Origin of the sequence: Streptomyces sp. NPDC019890 (genome assembly GCF_044903445.1) — a bacterium.
Lineage (GTDB): Bacteria > Actinomycetota > Actinomycetes > Streptomycetales > Streptomycetaceae > Streptomyces.
In genome coordinates, this window is record NZ_JBJDQK010000007.1 from 346691 (window position 1) to 362823 (window position 16133).

Consider the following 16133-nt stretch of genomic DNA (forward strand, 5'->3'; position numbering starts at 1 on the left):
GGGTATCGCCAGACGATCTACCCATCGGTAGCATCCTGGGTATGGCAGAGACCCAGGTGGACGAGAAGCAGGCAGCCCGCGCGGAGCGGAAGGCGGCCAAGCTCGCCAAGCAGATCAGCGCCTTCGCCAAGGCGCACGGCGGCGCCGAGGGGCAGCTCGCGTACATCGGTCAGATGGGCACCCGCATCGTGCTCGTCGGCGAGGACGGCGGCTGGGGCGACCTCGTCGCGCCGAGCCACGCCATCGCCGAGGCCGCCGCACAGCAGGCCGGGATCACGCTGCACGAGTCGTTCGACGGCGACTTCGCGGCGAAGGTCCGCACCGGTCCGTACGAGTGGAAGCGGATGGCAGGCATCCAGCTCGGCGGCCCGTCCAACGGCTGAGCAACACCTCACCCGGGTGTCCCACGTTAGGACTGTGGAAACACAGTCCATGACTGGGAGCCCGGATGATCGACACACCGACCCTCGTGGACCAGTACTGCCACGGAGTGCTCCGCACGGAGCTGGGCCTCGGCACCTTCGAGGCGCATCTGGGCAGGACCGCGGGACCGCCCGCCCCCGGCACCACCTTCTTCGACACCCAGACCGGCTTCGCGGTACGGCGCTGGTGCCCGCCGCTGCTGGGTCTTGAGCCGCACTGCCCGCCCGCCCGCTATCTCGCCCGCCGCCGTGAGCTGGGCGTGCTGGAGTCGGGCAGGCGGCTGCTCAGAGGCAGCGGAATCTCCACCTATCTGGTGGACACCGGGCTGCCGGGGGATCTGACCGGGCCGCCCGAGATCGCCGCGGCGGGGGCGGCCGAGGCGCGGGAGATCGTGCGTCTGGAACTGGTCGCGGAACAGGTCGCCGACACCTCGGGGACGGTCGACAGCTTCCTCGCCAACCTTGCCGAGGGCGTCCACGGAGCCGCCGCGTCCGCCGTCGCCTTCACCTCCGTCGCCGCGGTGGGACACGGGCTCGCCCTCGCCCCCGAGCCGCCCGGTCCTGGCGAGGTCCGCGGGGCGGCCGGACGCTGGCTGGCCGGACGGCAGGTCGGCGGCCGGATCACCGATCCCGTACTGGTGCGGCATCTCCTGTGGATCGCGGTCGCGTCAGGGCTGCCGCTCCAACTGCACGTCGGCGTGGAGGACCCGATGCTGATGGCAGGCTTCGCGGCCGCCACCGCGGGGCTCGGCACCGATCTGGTGCTGCTGCACGGCTATCCGTACCACCGCCATGCCGCACATCTGGCGAGCGTCTTTCCGCATGTGTACGCCGATCTGGGGCCCGCCCTCGTGCATACGGGGGCGCGGGCCGCGGCCGTCCTCGCGGAGATCCTGGAGCTCGCGCCGTTCGGGAAGCTGCTCTTCTCCAGCGGTGCCCGCGGGCTGCCCGAGCTGCATGTCGTGGGCGCGCGGATCTTCCGCGAGGCGCTCGCGCGGGTGCTCGGGGGGTGGGTCGGCGACGGGGCCTGGGCCCGTGCGGACGCGGACCGGGTAGCCGCGATGATCGCGGCGGGTAATGCCCGCCGTATCTACGGACTGTCGGACGGCTGAGTGTCCACGGGGCGCGCGCCCGGTGTGGGAGGCGGGGTGCTGTCAGGCGTTCGAGAGCGCCGGGTCGGCCTGGGCCGGGACCTCCGCGGTCTCCTCGGGGCGCTCGCGCAGGCTCAGCGCGAGGCGCACCACCGCGATCCACATCAGCGCGGAGCCGAGCATATGGGCGGCGACCAGGGCCTCGGGGACATGCGTGAAGTACTGCACATAGCCCACGGCCCCCTGAGCGAGCAGCACGAGCAGCAGGTCCCGGGCGCGCGCCCGGGTGTCGTCGGGGGCGTCGACCACCCGCAGCACCAGCCACATCGCGACGGCGAGCGCGCAGACCACCCAGGCGGCGGCCGCGTGGACATGTGCGGCGTCCATCCAGTCCCAGGGCATGCGCGGTACCTCGCTGCTGTCGCCGGCGTGCTTGCCCGAACCGGTCACCGAGGTGCCCAGCGCGATGAGCAGCGCCGAGGTGACGACGATCGCCCACGACAGCTTGCGGACCGGGCGCGGGACGCGCGGGCGCGGTGTGCCGTCGCCCTCGCGAGCCCGCTGCCAGGTGACGGTGGCAACCGTGAGGAGCCCGGTGGCGAGCATGAAGTGCCCCGCCACGGTCCAGGGGTTGAGGCCCGCCATGACCGTGATGCCGCCGAGAACGGCGTTGCCCATCACGATCCAGAACTGCGCCCAGGCCGGCCGGGTCAGCCGCCGTCGCCGCGGCCTGGCCGCGCTCGCCGCGATGATCGTCCAGCCGACGGCGGCCGACAGGACGTATGTCAGCATCCGGTTGCCGAACTCGATCGCGCCGTGGATGCCCTGCGCGGGCGTGGCGAAGAGGCTGTCGTCCGTGCACTTGGGCCATGTGTCGCAGCCGAGACCGGAGCCGGTCAGCCGGACCGCGCCGCCGGTGACGATGATGACCACGCTCATGACGACGGCGGAGAGCGCGGCGCGCCGGACCGTCTCAGGGGTGGGCGTCCAGCGCTTGGCGATGTAGGCGAGGGGGGTTTGCACGGGCTCTATCGTAGAGCGGGGATTGTGCACGTTTTCACGAGGGGTCGGGTCCCGGCTGGTTCGGGGCGGGTTTCCGGGGCGTGGCCCGGTGGTTCCTGGGTCGGTCCCGCCGGTTCGGGGTCAGGACGGTGCGTACGTCCTGCGGAAGCATGAGCCGTCCAGATGGTCCTCCTCCTCCCACCACACCGCGATCCGCCAGTGCGCCGATGTCGGCGGCCGGTACGGCGAGTTCAGGAACGCGTCCGTGAGCTCCGCCGCCACCGCCTCCGCGCTGCGGTCCGTGACGGCGTCCATGCCGCGCCAGGGATACGTCATCGGGCGCCAGGTCCCGTCCGCCGTATCCCGTATGTCGAACCGCCACACCGCGCGCCAGCACCGCGCCCGCAGGATCCTGCGGACCTCCGCGGCCTCCAGCCGCAGCCCCTTGGCGATCGCATCCGGCTCCACGCCCTCGATGCGCGCCGCCACCACGGCGAGCGGCAGCAGCCGTGCCGGAAGCAGCTCCTGGGTACGCAGCCGGATCAGCCCGCCGTCGAAGGGGCAGCGCCGCAGCCTGCGTTCCAGCTGGTCGCCGAGGTGTTCCAGGGCGGCGGCATGCCTGGACTCGCTCGCCTCGGAGTCCGGCCACAGGGCGTGGAACTCCCGCTCCGCCCGTACCGCCCAGGCCGCGGCCTCCACCGGCTGCCCCAGCTCCTCCAGCCGGTCGCCGAGGAAGACATGGGCCTGGGCAAGGCCCTCCTGGTTCTGCGGGTCCGACGGGTCAAGACCCTCCCAGACCTCGATGGCCCGACGGGTGGCCGCCAGCGCGGCCAGCCCGTCCTCGCGATCGCCGGGCGGTGGCTGCTCACCGTCGGGCTGGAACGCGTACCGCGGCAGGCCCAGCTCGTCGCTCAGCGGCTCGGCGAGATAGACGGCCTGGCTGATCAGCGCCCTGGCGTACCAGCGGGCGTGCTCCGGGTCGTGCCGGGCGGGCTCCTCGCAGCGCAGGACCGCCTCGTCGACGGCGGTCAGGGCCTCCGCGCGGCGGCCGGTGTCGAAGTGGTGGCGTGCCAGATCGCCGTAGCGCAGGCTGAGCCTCGCGGTGAGCGAGAGGTCGTCCTCGGCGTGCGGGGCGAGCGCGGCGATCAGCTCCGTCAGCATGCGCTCGCGGGCGTGGGGTGAGACGCCGGGCCTGCCGGACCTGACCTTGGCCCATTCCGCGTCCAGTCGCAGTGCGGCAGTCCGCTCCATCGAGGCCTCCCACCGTGCGGATCCCGGGCGGATCTTGGCAGGCTCATACTGGCCCGTGAGTCAGTGCGAGCGGAAGACACCTGGCCCAGTGGAAGACCTGTGGGCCTACTCCCAAGACCTGCGGGCTCCGGGCCTAGTCCCAGCGGAACAGCCGGGCAGCCGCGCCCAGGCCGAGCACCGCCCAGGCGGCGAGGATGCCGAGATCGCCCCACGGCATCGCTGCACCGTGCTGGAGCACATCGCGCAAACCGTCCGAGAGCGCCGAGATCGGCAGCAGCGCGAGGACCGACTGGACGCCGTCCGGGAACTTGTCCAGCGGCACGATCACTCCGCCGCCGACCAGCAGCAGCAGGAAGACCAGGTTGGCGGCGGCCAGCGTCGCCTCGGCCTTGAGCGTCCCGGCCATCAGCAGCCCGAGGCCGGAGAAGGCGGCGGTGCCGAGAACGAGCAGCAGCAGTACGGCGAGCGGGTTGCCCTGCGGCGACCAGCCGAGCGCGAAGGCGATGACCGTCAGCAGGACGATCTGCAGCACCTCGGTGACCAGCACGGACAGGGTCTTCGCGGTCATCAGCGCCCAGCGGGGGAGCGGCGATGCGCCGAGCCGCTTGAGGACGCCGTACCGTCGCTCGAAGCCCGTCGCGATGGCCTGGCCGGTGAAGGCGGTGGACATCACGGCGAGGGCGATGACACCGGGTGCCAGGAAGTCGACCGCACTGCCTGCTCCCGTGTCGATGATGTCGACCGTCGAGAACAGCACCAGCAGGAGCGACGGGATGATCACAGTGAGCAGCAGCTGCTCGCCGTTGCGCAGCAGCATCTTCGTCTCGAACGCCGCCTGCGCCGCGATCATCCGCCCGACCGGAGCCGCCCCGGGGTTCGGCGTGTACGTACCGGCGCTCATCAGCGCAGCTCCTTACCGGTCAGCTCCAAAAACACGTCCTCAAGGGTGTGGCGCTCGACCGAGATGCCGTCCGGCATCACACCGTGCTGCGCGCACCAGGACGTCACGGTTGCCAGCAGCTGCGGGTCGACCTGGCCCGTAATGCGGTACGCGCCGGGCGTGAGCTCCGCCGCCTCCGTGCCGTCCGGCAGTGCCTTCAGCAGTGAGCCGACGTCGAGGCCCGGTCGGCCGGTGAAGCGCAGGGTGTTCTCGGCGCCGCCCCGGCAGAGCTGCTCCGGGCTGCCCTGGGCGATGACCCGGCCCGCGTCGATGATCGCGACATTGTCCGCAAGTTCTTCGGCTTCGTCCATGAAATGCGTGGTCAGGACGGTGGAGACGCCGTCTGCGCGGAGCTCGCGGACCAGCTCCCAGGTGGATCTGCGGGCCTGCGGGTCGAGGCCCGCGGTCGGCTCGTCCAGGAAGACGAGCTCGGGGCGGCCGACGATGGCCATCGCCAGTGCGAGCCGCTGCTGCTGGCCGCCGGAGAGCCGTCGGTAGGTGGTGCGGCCGCAGTTGCCGAGGCCGAGCCGTTCGATGAGCGCGTCCACATCGAGGGGGTGGGCGTGCAGCTTCGCCATGTGGCGGAGCATTTCGTCGGCGCGGGCGCCCGAGTACACCCCGCCGGACTGGAGCATCACGCCGATCCTGGGCCGCAGCCTCGCCGCGTCGGCCACGGGATCGAGGCCGAGGACCCGCACGGTGCCCGCGTCGGCACGGCGATAGCCCTCGCAGGTCTCGATCGTGGTGGTCTTGCCCGCTCCGTTGGGGCCGAGGACGGCGGTCACGCAGCCGTGGGGGACCTCGAGGTCGAGCCCGTCCACGGCCGTCTTGGATCCGTACCGCTTGACCAGGCCCCGGATCTGGACGACGGACTCGCTTCGCATGCCGGGAAGTCTAGGCGGGGGTCGAAGGCCCCCGAGGAGCGGGGCCGGGACGCATGGGATGCCGGGGGCGGAATGGCCTGAACTGACTCCTGAGGCGTTCTTCACATGAACCTGCCAATTCCTTCACGATCGAGTGTCGGTACGGACCCACTCACGAAGGAGAGTTCGTGGCTAGACGCACCCCGGGACGGCGCAGAGCCTTAGCCGCCCTGACCGCAGTGGCCGTGGCCCTGCCCATCGCGCTCGGCGCCGCCCCGGCCCAGGCACAGCAACCCGACGCGGCCTTGTCCGCCGCACCGTCCGCGTATGGGACCAAGACCGAGTCCGGCGTCCTCGCGCAGCTCGACGCCAGGGACAGGGCGACCTTCTGGGTCGCCCTGACGCATGAGGCCGACACATCCGCCGCCCGCAGGGCCAAGGGCAAGACCGCCAAGGCGCGCACCCTGTACGAAACGAAGCTGGCCTACGCGAAGAAGTCCCAGGCCGGGCTGCGGGCCCTGCTGGACGGCGCAGGCGTCCGCTACGAGTCGTTCTGGATCGCCAACACCCTCAAGGTGACCGCAGGCAAGGCGCTCGCCGAGAAGATCGCGGCCCGCTCCGACGTCGCGGCGCTGGAGGCAGACGACCCGATCACCATCCCCGACCCGCTGCCGGGACGGAACGAAGCGCGCCTGGACGCCGTCGAGTGGAATGTCGACCGGATCAACGCCCCGAAGGTCTGGTCCGAACTCGGCATACGCGGCGAGGGCGTGGTCGTCGCCAGCATCGACTCCGGCGTGCAGTTCGACCACCCGGCTGTGAAGGCCAAGTACCGCGGGCTGAAGTCCGACGGCAGCCTGGACAACGCCTACAACTGGTTCGACCCGGCCAAGATCTGCACCACCGCCGCACCCTGCGACAACAACGGTCACGGCACCCACACCATGGGCACCATGGTCGGCGACGACGGCGCGGGCAACCAGATCGGCGTCGCCCCCGGCGCCAAGTGGATCGCCGCCAAGGGCTGCGAGACCAGCTCCTGCAGCCGCGACTCGCTGCTCCGCTCCGGCCAGTGGATCGTCGCGCCCACCGACCCCGCTGGTGCCAACCCCCGCCCCGACCTCGCACCCGACGTGGTGAACAACTCCTGGGGCAGCGCCGTCATCGACCCCTGGTACAAGGAGGTCGTGCAGTCCTGGCGGGACGCGGGCATCTTCCCGGCGTTCTCCAACGGCAACAGCGGTCCGGGCTGCAACACCTCCGGATCGCCCGGCGCGTACACGAACTCGTACTCCTCCGGCGCCTTCGACATCAACAACACCATCGCGTCGTTCTCCTCGCGCGGCACCGGCGAGGCCGGCGGCCTCAAGCCCAATCTGGCCGCCCCGGGCGTCAACGTCCGCTCCTCCTGGACCGGCGGAGGCTACAACTCCATCTCCGGTACGTCGATGGCCTCACCCCACACCGCCGCCACCGTGGCGCTGATGTGGTCGGCCGCGCCGGCGATCCGCGGCAATGTCGCCGAGACCGAGAAGCTCCTCGACGCCGCCGCCGTCGACGTGGACAACACCACGTGCGGCGGCACGGCCGCCGACAACAACGTCTTCGGCGAGGGCCGCCTCGACGCGTACGCCGCCGTCACGGCCACCCCGCGCGGCGCGCTCGGCGCGGTCAGTGGCAAGGTCACCACCGCCGCGGGCCCGCTCGCCGACGCCACCCTGCGCTTCGAGGGCCCGATGAACACGACGGTCACCAGCGGCGCCGACGGCGGCTACGCCCTGCCCAAGGTGATGGTCGGCGACTACAAGGTGAGCGTCGCCAAGTTCGGATACGTCACCGCGCAGGGCTCCGTCACCGTCGTCGAGAACGGCAGCACGGTCAGGGACTTCGCGCTCGACGAGGCGGCCTCCGCCGATGTCAGCGGCAAGATCACCGGTTACGCCGGTGCCGAGGCGGGCGCCGTCGTCACCGCCCAGGGCACCCCGGTCACCACCACGTCCGCCGCCGACGGCAGCTACACGCTGCGCCTCCCGGTCGGCACGTACGACCTCGCCGTCACTCCCGGCCACCGCTGTGCATCGGTGACCAGCGTGCGCGTCGAGGTCAGCGGCAGTACGGCGAAGGACATCGTGCTGCCCGACCGGACCGACACCTTCGGCACCGCCTGCGCACTGGGCGGCGGCGACTTCCCGGCCGGCGCCACCAAGCTGGCGTACACCAGCACCACCTTCGGCACGGCCTCCTTCGAGCTGCCGTTCCCGGTGGCGTTCTACGGCCGCACCTACCGGGCGGCGACCGCGTCCATCGACGGGGTGCTCTCCTTCGGGACCGCCTCCACATCCAGCAGCAACAGCACCCTGCCCACCAGCTTCGCCCCGAACGGCTCGCTCTATCCGTTCTGGGACAACCTCACGGTCGACGCCGACGCGGGCGTGTACTGGTCCGCCACCGGCACCGCCCCGCACCGGAAGATCGTCGTCGAGTGGCGCAACGCGCTGATCGCGGCGACCACCTCCGAGCGGGTCTCCTTCGCGGCGGTCCTCGGCGAGGACGGCTCCGCGTCCTTCCACTACAAGGACATCTCCGGAGCCGGCTTCGAGAACGGCTCGGGCGCGACCATCGGCGCCGAGAACGCGACCGGCACCGACGCGCTGCTCTACTCCTTCAACGAGGGCACCGTTCGCGAGGGCCTGAGCATCGGCTTCCGTACCACCAAGAGCGCGGTCGTGGCCGGCCGGATCACCGACGCCAACGACGGCAGGCCGGTCGCGGGCGCATCCGTGGCCGTGAGCAGCGGCGGGGCACCCACCGGCAGCGATGTCACCGGCGCCGACGGCGGCTATCTCCTCCAGGTGCCCGCCGACGCCCCGTACGACATCGCCGTCTCCGCCGCCGCCTACACCGGGGCGAGCGCCCGGCAGACCCCGAAGCCCGGCGAGATCGCGGTGTCGGACGCCGTGCTCAAGACCGGCCGGGTGGCCGCCGACAGCGCCTCGCTGACTGTGGTCGTACCGGCGGCTCAGCAGCGCACCCGCACGCTCACCCTCGCCAACACCGGTTCCGACACGCCCTTCACGATCGCCGAGAAGGACGGCAAGAGCTGGATCAAGGTGGCGCCCGGCACCGGACAGCTGGCGGCCGGGGCCGCGCAGAAGGTGGCTCTGAGCGTCGACACCACGGGAGCCGCTCCCGGCACGGTCCTGACCGGGACACTTCAGGTGAAGTCCGAGAGCGGCCGCAGACCCGTGATCGACATCCCGGTGAAGGTGGTCGTTCCCGCCTACCAGACGGCCATTGACACCGGCACGGCCACGTCCTCGGTGGACGCGCTGGGTGACACCTGGAGCCCGGACCGCAAGTACGCCACCGGCGCGTACGGATATCTGGGCAGCGCAAGTGAGCTCTCCACCAGCCGGGCGATCACCGGGGCTGCCGACCCAAGGCTCTACCGGACCGCCCGGCAGGGCATGTACGAATACTGCTTCGACGGGCTGCCGGCCGGCACCTACCGGATCGAGCTGGGCTTCGCCGAGCTCAGCTCCAAGGACCCGACGGACCGGGTCTTCGACGTGATGGCCGAGGGGACGCAGTACGTACCGAACCTCGATCTGGCGCTGGAAGCGGGCGTCCGCACGGCGCACGACCGCGCCTTCACGGTCCAGGTGACGGACGGCCGGCTCAACCTGCGATTCGTGGCGAATTCAGGCAAGACTCTGGTGAATTCGATCAGGGTCACCGACCGCCCCGATCTGGTGGGCTGATTCTCAGGGAAATACCTGGTCAGAGCCCGTCCGGCGAAGCCGGGCGGGCTCCTTGCTTAGGTGACCCTTAGTGATGAAGCGCACCGGCTCACGCCTTGGACGGCAGTTGTCAGCGCCAGAGGAATTACGCAACAATGGTGTTGTGAAAAACGTTGGCGAGGCTCCCCACGAGGAACTCGCGACCGGAGAGCGTTCCACACGCAACCGGGTCGCGCGCTCCATCCTGGACCACGGCCCGTCCACCGTCGCCGATCTCGCGACCCGGCTCGGCCTCACCCAGGCAGCCGTACGCCGCCATCTCGACTCACTCGTCTCCGACAATGTGATCGAGCCCCGCGAACAGCGGATCTACGGCGCGCGTACGCGCGGGCGGCCCGCGAAGGTGTTCGCCCTCACCGACTGCGGCCGGGACGCCTTCGACCAGTCCTACGACACGCTGGCCGTCGACGCGCTCCGCTGGATCGAGCGGTCCGCCGGCGGCGGGGAAGCGGGAGAGGCGGCCGTCGCCGCCTTCGCCCGGGACCGGCTCGAGGCACCGGCCAGGGCCTACCGCGCGGCGATCGAGGCCGCGCCACCCGAGGAGCGCGCCGAAGCGCTGGCCAAGGCCTTGAGCGTCGACGGGTACGCTGCTACGGCGCGTAGCGCACCGGTCGGCGAACAGCTCTGCCAGCACCACTGCCCGGTCGCCCATGTCGCTGAGCAGTACCCACAGCTGTGCGAGGCGGAGACGGAGACCTTCTCCCGCCTCCTGGGAACGCATGTGCAACGGCTCGCCACCATTGCCCACGGCGACGGCGTCTGCACCACGTTCATCCCGCACGGCGCCCCACAGACCACCACACCACCAGCATCTGAAAGCACGGCCGGGAGGAACCCCGCATGACTCTCCCCACGGAGACTGCCCACCCCGAACTCGAGGGTCTGGGTACGTACGAATTCGGCTGGGCCGACTCCGACGCGGCAGGCGCCGCGGCCAAGCGCGGTCTCTCCGAGGACGTCGTACGCGACATCTCGGGGAAGAAGAACGAGCCGGAGTGGATGCTGAAGCTGCGCCTGAAGGGGCTGCGGCTGTTCGACAAGAAGCCCATGCCGAGCTGGGGCTCTGACCTGTCGGGCATCGACTTCGACAACATCAAGTACTTCGTGCGCTCCACGGAGAAGCAGGCGGAGTCCTGGGAGGACCTGCCCGAGGACATCAAGAACACCTACGACAAGCTCGGCATCCCGGAGGCGGAGAAGCAGCGCCTGGTCGCCGGCGTCGCCGCCCAGTACGAGTCCGAGGTCGTCTACCACCAGATCCGTGAGGACCTGGAGGAGCAGGGCGTCATCTTCCTCGACACGGACACCGCGCTGAAGGAGCACCCGGAGCTCTTCCAGGAGTACTTCGGCACGGTCATCCCGGTCGGCGACAACAAGTTCGCCTCGCTGAACTCGGCCGTGTGGTCCGGCGGATCGTTCATCTACGTGCCGAAGGGTGTGCACGTCGACATCCCGCTGCAGGCCTACTTCCGCATCAACACGGAGAACATGGGCCAGTTCGAGCGGACGCTGATCATCGTCGACGAGGACGCCTACGTCCACTACGTCGAGGGTTGTACGGCGCCGATCTACTCCTCCGACTCGCTGCACAGCGCCGTCGTCGAGATCATCGTCAAGAAGGGCGGCCGCTGCCGCTACACGACGATCCAGAACTGGTCGAACAACGTCTACAACCTGGTCACCAAGCGGGCCGTGGCCTACGAGGGCGCGACCATGGAGTGGGTCGACGGCAACATCGGCTCCAAGGTGACGATGAAGTACCCGGCCGTCTACCTGATGGGCGAGCACGCCAAGGGCGAGACCCTGTCCATCGCCTTCGCGGGCGAGGGCCAGCACCAGGACGCCGGCGCCAAGATGGTCCACATGGCCCCGAACACCTCCTCCAACATCGTCTCCAAGTCGGTGGCGCGAGGCGGCGGCCGCACCTCCTACCGCGGTCTGATCGAGATCGGCGAGGGCGCGCCGGGCGCGAAGTCCAATGTGCTCTGTGACGCGCTGCTGGTCGACACGATCTCCCGCTCGGACACCTACCCCTACGTGGACGTCCGCGAGGACGACGTGTCCATGGGCCACGAGGCGACCGTCTCCAAGGTCTCCGAGGACCAGCTCTTCTACCTGATGAGCCGTGGCATGACCGAGTTCGAGGCGATGGCGATGATCGTGCGCGGCTTCGTCGAGCCGATCGCCAAGGAACTGCCGATGGAGTACGCGCTGGAGCTCAACCGGCTGATCGAGCTGCAGATGGAGGGCTCCGTGGGCTGAGCGCCCGGCAGCGACGACCAACGACCCCGGGCTCAGCCGCTGAGCCCCGAGCGCGCCGCACGGCGGCAGGGCAGAGCAGCGCCGAAAGGCGCCGCCGGCCCCGCCGCCGACGGCGGGCGAGTACGACGAGGCAGAAAGCGAGCAGTACGACAGCCATGGCTCAGGCCCAGAACATCCCGGCGGGTGCCACCACCTCCGGCTCCATCACGGCGGGAGCCGTCGCGGTGGCCGCCGAGTCGACCGTCGCCACCCGTATGAGTGCGCCCCCGTCCTTCGACGTGGCGGACTTCCCGGTGCCGCACGGCCGCGAGGAGGAGTGGCGTTTCACTCCCCTGGAGCGGCTGCGCGGTCTGCACGACGGCACCGCGATCGCGACCGGCAACGGCATCAAGGTCGACATCGACGCGCCCGAGGGCGTCATCATCGAGACCGTCGGCCGTGACGACGCGCGGCTCGGCAGGGCCGGCACCCCGGTGGACCGGGTGGCCGCCCAGGCGTACTCCTCCTTCGAGAAGGCCTCGGTCGTCACCGTGCCCAAGGAGACCGTGCTCACCGAGCCGGTCCGGATCGCCGTGCACGGCGAGGGCGGCACCGCCTTCGCCCACCAGGTCATCGAGCTCGGCGCCTTCGCCGAGGCCGTCGTGGTCATCGACCACACCGGTGACGCGGTGCTCGCCGCCAACGTCGACTATCTGCTCGGCGACGGCGCGAAGCTCACTGTGGTCTCCGTCCAGGACTGGGACGACAAGGCCGTCCATGTCTCCCAGCAGAATGCGCTGGTCGGCCGGGACGCCTCCTTCAAGTCGATCGTGGTGACCTTCGGCGGCGACGTCGTACGTCTGCACCCGCGCGTGCAGTACGCGGGCACCGGCGGCGAGGCCGAGCTCCTCGGTCTGTACTTCACCGACGCCGGCCAGCACCAGGAGCACCGCCTCCTGGTCGACCACAACGCCCCGCACTGTCGCTCCAACGCCGCCTACAAGGGCGCGCTGCAGGGCCAGGACGCGCACGCGGTGTGGATCGGCGACGTCCTGATCGAGGCCAAGGCCGAGGGCACGGACACCTACGAGATGAACCGCAACCTCGTCCTCACGGACGGCGCGCGGGTCGACTCCGTGCCGAACCTGGAAATCGAGACCGGCGAGATCGTCGGTGCCGGTCACGCCTCCGCCACCGGCCGATTCGACGACGAGCAGCTCTTCTACCTGCAGTCCCGCGGCATCCCGGCCGACGAGGCCCGCCGCCTCGTGGTCCGCGGCTTCTTCGCCGAGCTGGTTCAGAAGATCGGCCTGCCCGACGTCGAGGAGCGCCTGCTCGCCAAGATCGACGCGGAGCTGGAGGCATCCGTCTGATGGCCTTCGTCCGAGCCTGTGGGCTGAGCGAGCTGGAGGAGAGCACCCCCAAGCGGGTGGAACTCGACGGCACGCCCGTGTCCGTCGTCCGCGCCGAGGGGGAGGTGTTCGCGATCAACGACATCTGCTCGCACGCGAACGTCTCGCTCTCGGAGGGCGAGGTCGAGGACTGCTCGATCGAGTGCTGGCTGCACGGCTCCAGCTTCGACCTCCGTACCGGTAAGCCGAATGGCCTGCCCGCGACGCGCCCCGTCCCCGTATACCCCGTAAAGATCGAAGGGGACGATGTGCTCGTCTCCGTCACCCAGGAGTCCTGAGTCACCCATGGCAACGCTTGAAATCCGCGACCTGCACGTTTCCGTCGAGGCCGAGAACGGCCCCCGCGAGATCCTCAAGGGCGTCGACCTGACCGTGAAGCAGGGTGAGACCCACGCCATCATGGGCCCCAACGGCTCCGGCAAGTCGACCCTCGCGTACTCGATCGCGGGCCACCCCAAGTACACGATCACCAGCGGCACCGTCACCCTCGACGGCGAGGACGTCCTGGAGATGACCGTCGACGAGCGTGCCCGCGCCGGCATGTTCCTGGCCATGCAGTACCCGGTCGAGGTCCCCGGCGTCTCGGTCTCCAACTTCCTGCGTACGTCGGCGACGGCGATCCGCGGCGAGGCCCCCAAGCTTCGTACCTGGGTGAAGGAGGTCAAGTCCGCGATGGAGACGCTCCAGATGGACCCGGCCTTCGCCGAGCGCAATGTGAACGAGGGCTTCTCCGGCGGTGAGAAGAAGCGCCACGAGATCCTTCAGCTGGAGCTGCTCAAGCCGAAGATCGCGATCCTCGACGAGACCGACTCCGGCCTGGACGTCGACGCGCTGCGCCAGGTCTCCGAGGGCGTCAACCGCGTCCACGCGAGTGGCGAGGTCGGCACCCTGCTGATCACGCACTACACGCGCATTCTGCGCTACATCAACCCCGACTTCGTGCACGTGTTCGCGAACGGCCGCATCGCCGAGTCCGGCGGCGCCGAGCTCGCGGACAAGCTCGAGGCCGAGGGCTACGAGGCATACACGAAGGGTGGCGTATCCGCGTGACACAGCTGCCGGGCCTCCTCGACACCGAGGCGATCCGCAAGGACTTCCCGATCCTGGACCGCTTGATCCACGACGGGAAGAAGCTCGTGTACCTGGACAACGCGGCGACGTCACAGACGCCGCGCCAGGTGCTCGATGTGCTGAGCGAGTACTACGAACAGCACAACGCCAACGTCCATCGCGGTGTTCACGTACTCGCCGAGGAGGCCACGGCGCTGTACGAGGGTGCCCGCGACAAGGTCGCCGCCTTCATCAACGCGCCGAGCCGCGACGAGGTGATCTTCACCAAGAACGCCTCCGAGTCGCTCAACCTCGTGGCCAACATGCTGGGCTGGGCCGACGAGCCCTACCGCGTGGACCACGAGACCGAGGTCGTCATCACGGAGATGGAGCACCACTCCAACATCGTCCCGTGGCAGCTGCTGGCGCAGCGCACCGGCGCGAAGCTGAAGTGGTTCGGCCTCACCGACGACGGCCGCCTCGATCTGTCCAACATCGACGAGATCATCACCGAGAAGACGAAGATCGTCTCCTTCACGCTGGTCTCCAACATCATGGGCACGGTCAACCCGGTCGAGGCCATCGTCCGCCGTGCGCAGGACGTCGGCGCCCTGGTGCTGCTCGACGCCTCACAGGCCGCGCCGCACATGCCGCTGGACGTTCAGGCGCTCGGCGCCGACTTCGTGGCCTTCACCGGTCACAAGATGTGCGGCCCGACGGGCATCGGCGTGCTGTGGGGCCGCCAGGAGCTGCTCGAGGATCTTCCGCCGTTCCTCGGCGGCGGCGAGATGATCGAGACGGTGTCGATGCACTCGTCGACATACGCTCCTGCGCCGCACAAGTTCGAGGCCGGTACGCCCCCGATCGCCCAGGCCGTCGGCCTCGGCGCGGCCGTGGACTACCTCACCTCGATCGGCATGGACAAGGTCGCCGAGCATGAGCACGCCCTCACCGAGTACGCGGTGAAGCGGCTGCTGGAGGTCCCCGACCTGCGCATCATCGGCCCCACCACGGCCGAGGACCGCGGCGCGGCGATCTCCTTCACGCTGGGGGACATCCACCCGCACGACGTGGGCCAGGTCCTGGACGAGCAGGGCATCGCGGTCCGGGTCGGCCACCACTGCGCGCGGCCCGTCTGCCTGCGGTACGGAATTCCTGCGACCACGCGAGCGTCGTTCTATCTGTACTCCACGCCGTCGGAGGTCGACGCGCTGATCGACGGGCTGGAGCACGTCCGGAACTTCTTCGGCTGAGGTTGGGTGACTGGTGAAGCTTGATTCGATGTACCAGGAAGTCATCCTGGACCACTACAAGCACCCTCACGGGCGTGGTCTGCGGGATGGCGATGCCGAGGTGCACCACGTCAATCCGACGTGCGGCGACGAGATCACACTCCGTGTGAAGTACGAGGGTTCGCTGATCGCGGACGTCTCGTACGAGGGCCAGGGCTGCTCCATCAGCCAGGCCAGCGCCTCCGTACTGAACGAGCTGCTGGTCGGCAAGGAGCTCGCCGAGGCGCAGAAGATCCAGGCGACCTTCCTGGAGCTGATGCAGTCGAAGGGCCAGATCGAGCCGGACGACGCGATGGAAGAGGTGCTGGAGGACGCGGTCGCGTTCGCCGGTGTCTCCAAGTACCCGGCCCGGGTGAAGTGTGCGCTGCTGAGCTGGATGGCATGGAAGGACGCGACGGCCCAGGCGCTGTCCGAAGGGAAAACGGCATGACTGACAACGAGACCGCCACGGTGAAGCCGGCCTCCGAGGAGGAGGTCCGCGAGGCGCTGTACGACGTCGTCGACCCCGAGCTGGGTATCGACGTGGTCAACCTCGGCCTGATCTACGGCATCCACATCGACGACTCCAATATCGCGACCCTGGATATGACGCTGACGTCCGCGGCGTGCCCGCTGACCGACGTCATCGAGGACCAGGCGAAGGCGGCGACGGACGGCATCGTCAATGAGCTGAAGATCAACTGGGTCTGGATGCCGCCGTGGGGCCCGGACAAGATCACGGACGACGGCCGCGAGCAGCTGCGCGCGCTGGGCTTCAACGTCTGAGTCT

The 16133-nt window shown here is 69.8% G+C and carries 15 protein-coding genes; 11 read left to right on the forward strand and 4 right to left on the reverse strand.

Annotated features, from left to right (window positions below; all coding sequences use genetic code 11):
* Positions 1–41: 41 nt before the first annotated feature.
* Positions 42–383: a hypothetical protein gene (locus tag ACI2LP_RS21535; RefSeq protein ID WP_404726091.1), complete on the forward strand. Its 342-nt coding sequence runs from the start codon at positions 42–44 to the stop codon at positions 381–383.
* 65 nt (positions 384–448) lie between these two features.
* Positions 449–1534: an amidohydrolase family protein gene (locus tag ACI2LP_RS21540; RefSeq protein WP_404726092.1), complete on the forward strand. Its 1086-nt coding sequence runs from the start codon at positions 449–451 to the stop codon at positions 1532–1534.
* A 42-nt stretch (positions 1535–1576) separates the two neighbouring features.
* Here ACI2LP_RS21540 and ACI2LP_RS21545 read toward each other — a convergent pair whose 3' ends face one another.
* The 4 genes from ACI2LP_RS21545 to ACI2LP_RS21560 all read right to left on the reverse strand — a co-directional run bounded on the left by ACI2LP_RS21545 (position 1577) and on the right by ACI2LP_RS21560 (position 5590).
* Positions 1577–2536 (reverse strand): heme A synthase, encoded by a 960-nt coding sequence (locus tag ACI2LP_RS21545; protein WP_404726093.1) that lies wholly within the window; start codon positions 2534–2536, stop codon positions 1577–1579.
* Positions 2537–2656: 120 nt separating this feature from the next.
* Positions 2657–3766 (reverse strand): hypothetical protein, encoded by a 1110-nt coding sequence (locus tag ACI2LP_RS21550; RefSeq protein WP_404726094.1) that lies wholly within the window; start codon positions 3764–3766, stop codon positions 2657–2659.
* A 133-nt stretch (positions 3767–3899) separates the two neighbouring features.
* On the reverse strand, positions 3900–4667 hold the full coding sequence (locus ACI2LP_RS21555; RefSeq protein WP_404726095.1) for an ABC transporter permease: 768 nt from the start codon (positions 4665–4667) through the stop codon (positions 3900–3902).
* A complete protein-coding gene (locus ACI2LP_RS21560) occupies positions 4667–5590 on the reverse strand; it encodes an ABC transporter ATP-binding protein (RefSeq protein WP_404726096.1) in 924 nt (307 codons plus the stop codon). Before ACI2LP_RS21560 ends, ACI2LP_RS21555 begins: the two co-directional genes overlap by 1 nt.
* Before the next feature lie 167 nt (positions 5591–5757).
* Between ACI2LP_RS21560 and ACI2LP_RS21565 the strand changes: the two genes are divergently transcribed.
* From ACI2LP_RS21565 to ACI2LP_RS21605, 9 genes are all read left to right on the forward strand, one after another.
* Positions 5758–9330 (forward strand): S8 family serine peptidase, encoded by a 3573-nt coding sequence (locus tag ACI2LP_RS21565; protein ID WP_404726097.1) that lies wholly within the window; start codon positions 5758–5760, stop codon positions 9328–9330.
* A gap of 142 nt (positions 9331–9472) precedes the next feature.
* Positions 9473–10213 (forward strand): helix-turn-helix transcriptional regulator, encoded by a 741-nt coding sequence (locus ACI2LP_RS21570; protein ID WP_404726098.1) that lies wholly within the window; start codon positions 9473–9475, stop codon positions 10211–10213.
* Positions 10210–11631 carry a Fe-S cluster assembly protein SufB gene (gene sufB, locus ACI2LP_RS21575; protein WP_404726099.1) on the forward strand — a complete coding sequence of 474 codons (1422 nt, stop codon included), beginning with the start codon at positions 10210–10212 and terminating at the stop codon, positions 11629–11631. Before ACI2LP_RS21570 ends, sufB begins: the two co-directional genes overlap by 4 nt.
* Positions 11632–11786: 155 nt before the next feature.
* Positions 11787–12983 carry a Fe-S cluster assembly protein SufD gene (gene sufD, locus ACI2LP_RS21580; RefSeq protein ID WP_404726100.1) on the forward strand — a complete coding sequence of 399 codons (1197 nt, stop codon included), beginning with the start codon at positions 11787–11789 and terminating at the stop codon, positions 12981–12983.
* Complete coding sequence (locus tag ACI2LP_RS21585; protein ID WP_360873712.1) at positions 12983–13300, forward strand: non-heme iron oxygenase ferredoxin subunit; 318 nt, start codon at positions 12983–12985, stop codon at positions 13298–13300. Before sufD ends, ACI2LP_RS21585 begins: the two co-directional genes overlap by 1 nt.
* A gap of 7 nt (positions 13301–13307) precedes the next feature.
* A complete protein-coding gene (sufC, locus tag ACI2LP_RS21590; RefSeq protein ID WP_404726101.1) occupies positions 13308–14072 on the forward strand; it encodes a Fe-S cluster assembly ATPase SufC in 765 nt (254 codons plus the stop codon).
* Positions 14069–15325, forward strand: coding sequence for a cysteine desulfurase (locus ACI2LP_RS21595; protein WP_404726102.1), 1257 nt, complete (start codon positions 14069–14071; stop codon positions 15323–15325). The genes sufC and ACI2LP_RS21595 overlap by 4 nt, the downstream gene beginning before the upstream one ends.
* Before the next feature lie 13 nt (positions 15326–15338).
* Positions 15339–15794 carry a Fe-S cluster assembly sulfur transfer protein SufU gene (gene sufU / locus ACI2LP_RS21600; protein WP_404726103.1) on the forward strand — a complete coding sequence of 152 codons (456 nt, stop codon included), beginning with the start codon at positions 15339–15341 and terminating at the stop codon, positions 15792–15794.
* Positions 15791–16129, forward strand: a complete 339-nt coding sequence (locus ACI2LP_RS21605) for a metal-sulfur cluster assembly factor (protein ID WP_404726104.1) — start codon at positions 15791–15793, stop codon at positions 16127–16129. The genes sufU and ACI2LP_RS21605 overlap by 4 nt, the downstream gene beginning before the upstream one ends.
* Positions 16130–16133: the final 4 nt, after the last annotated feature.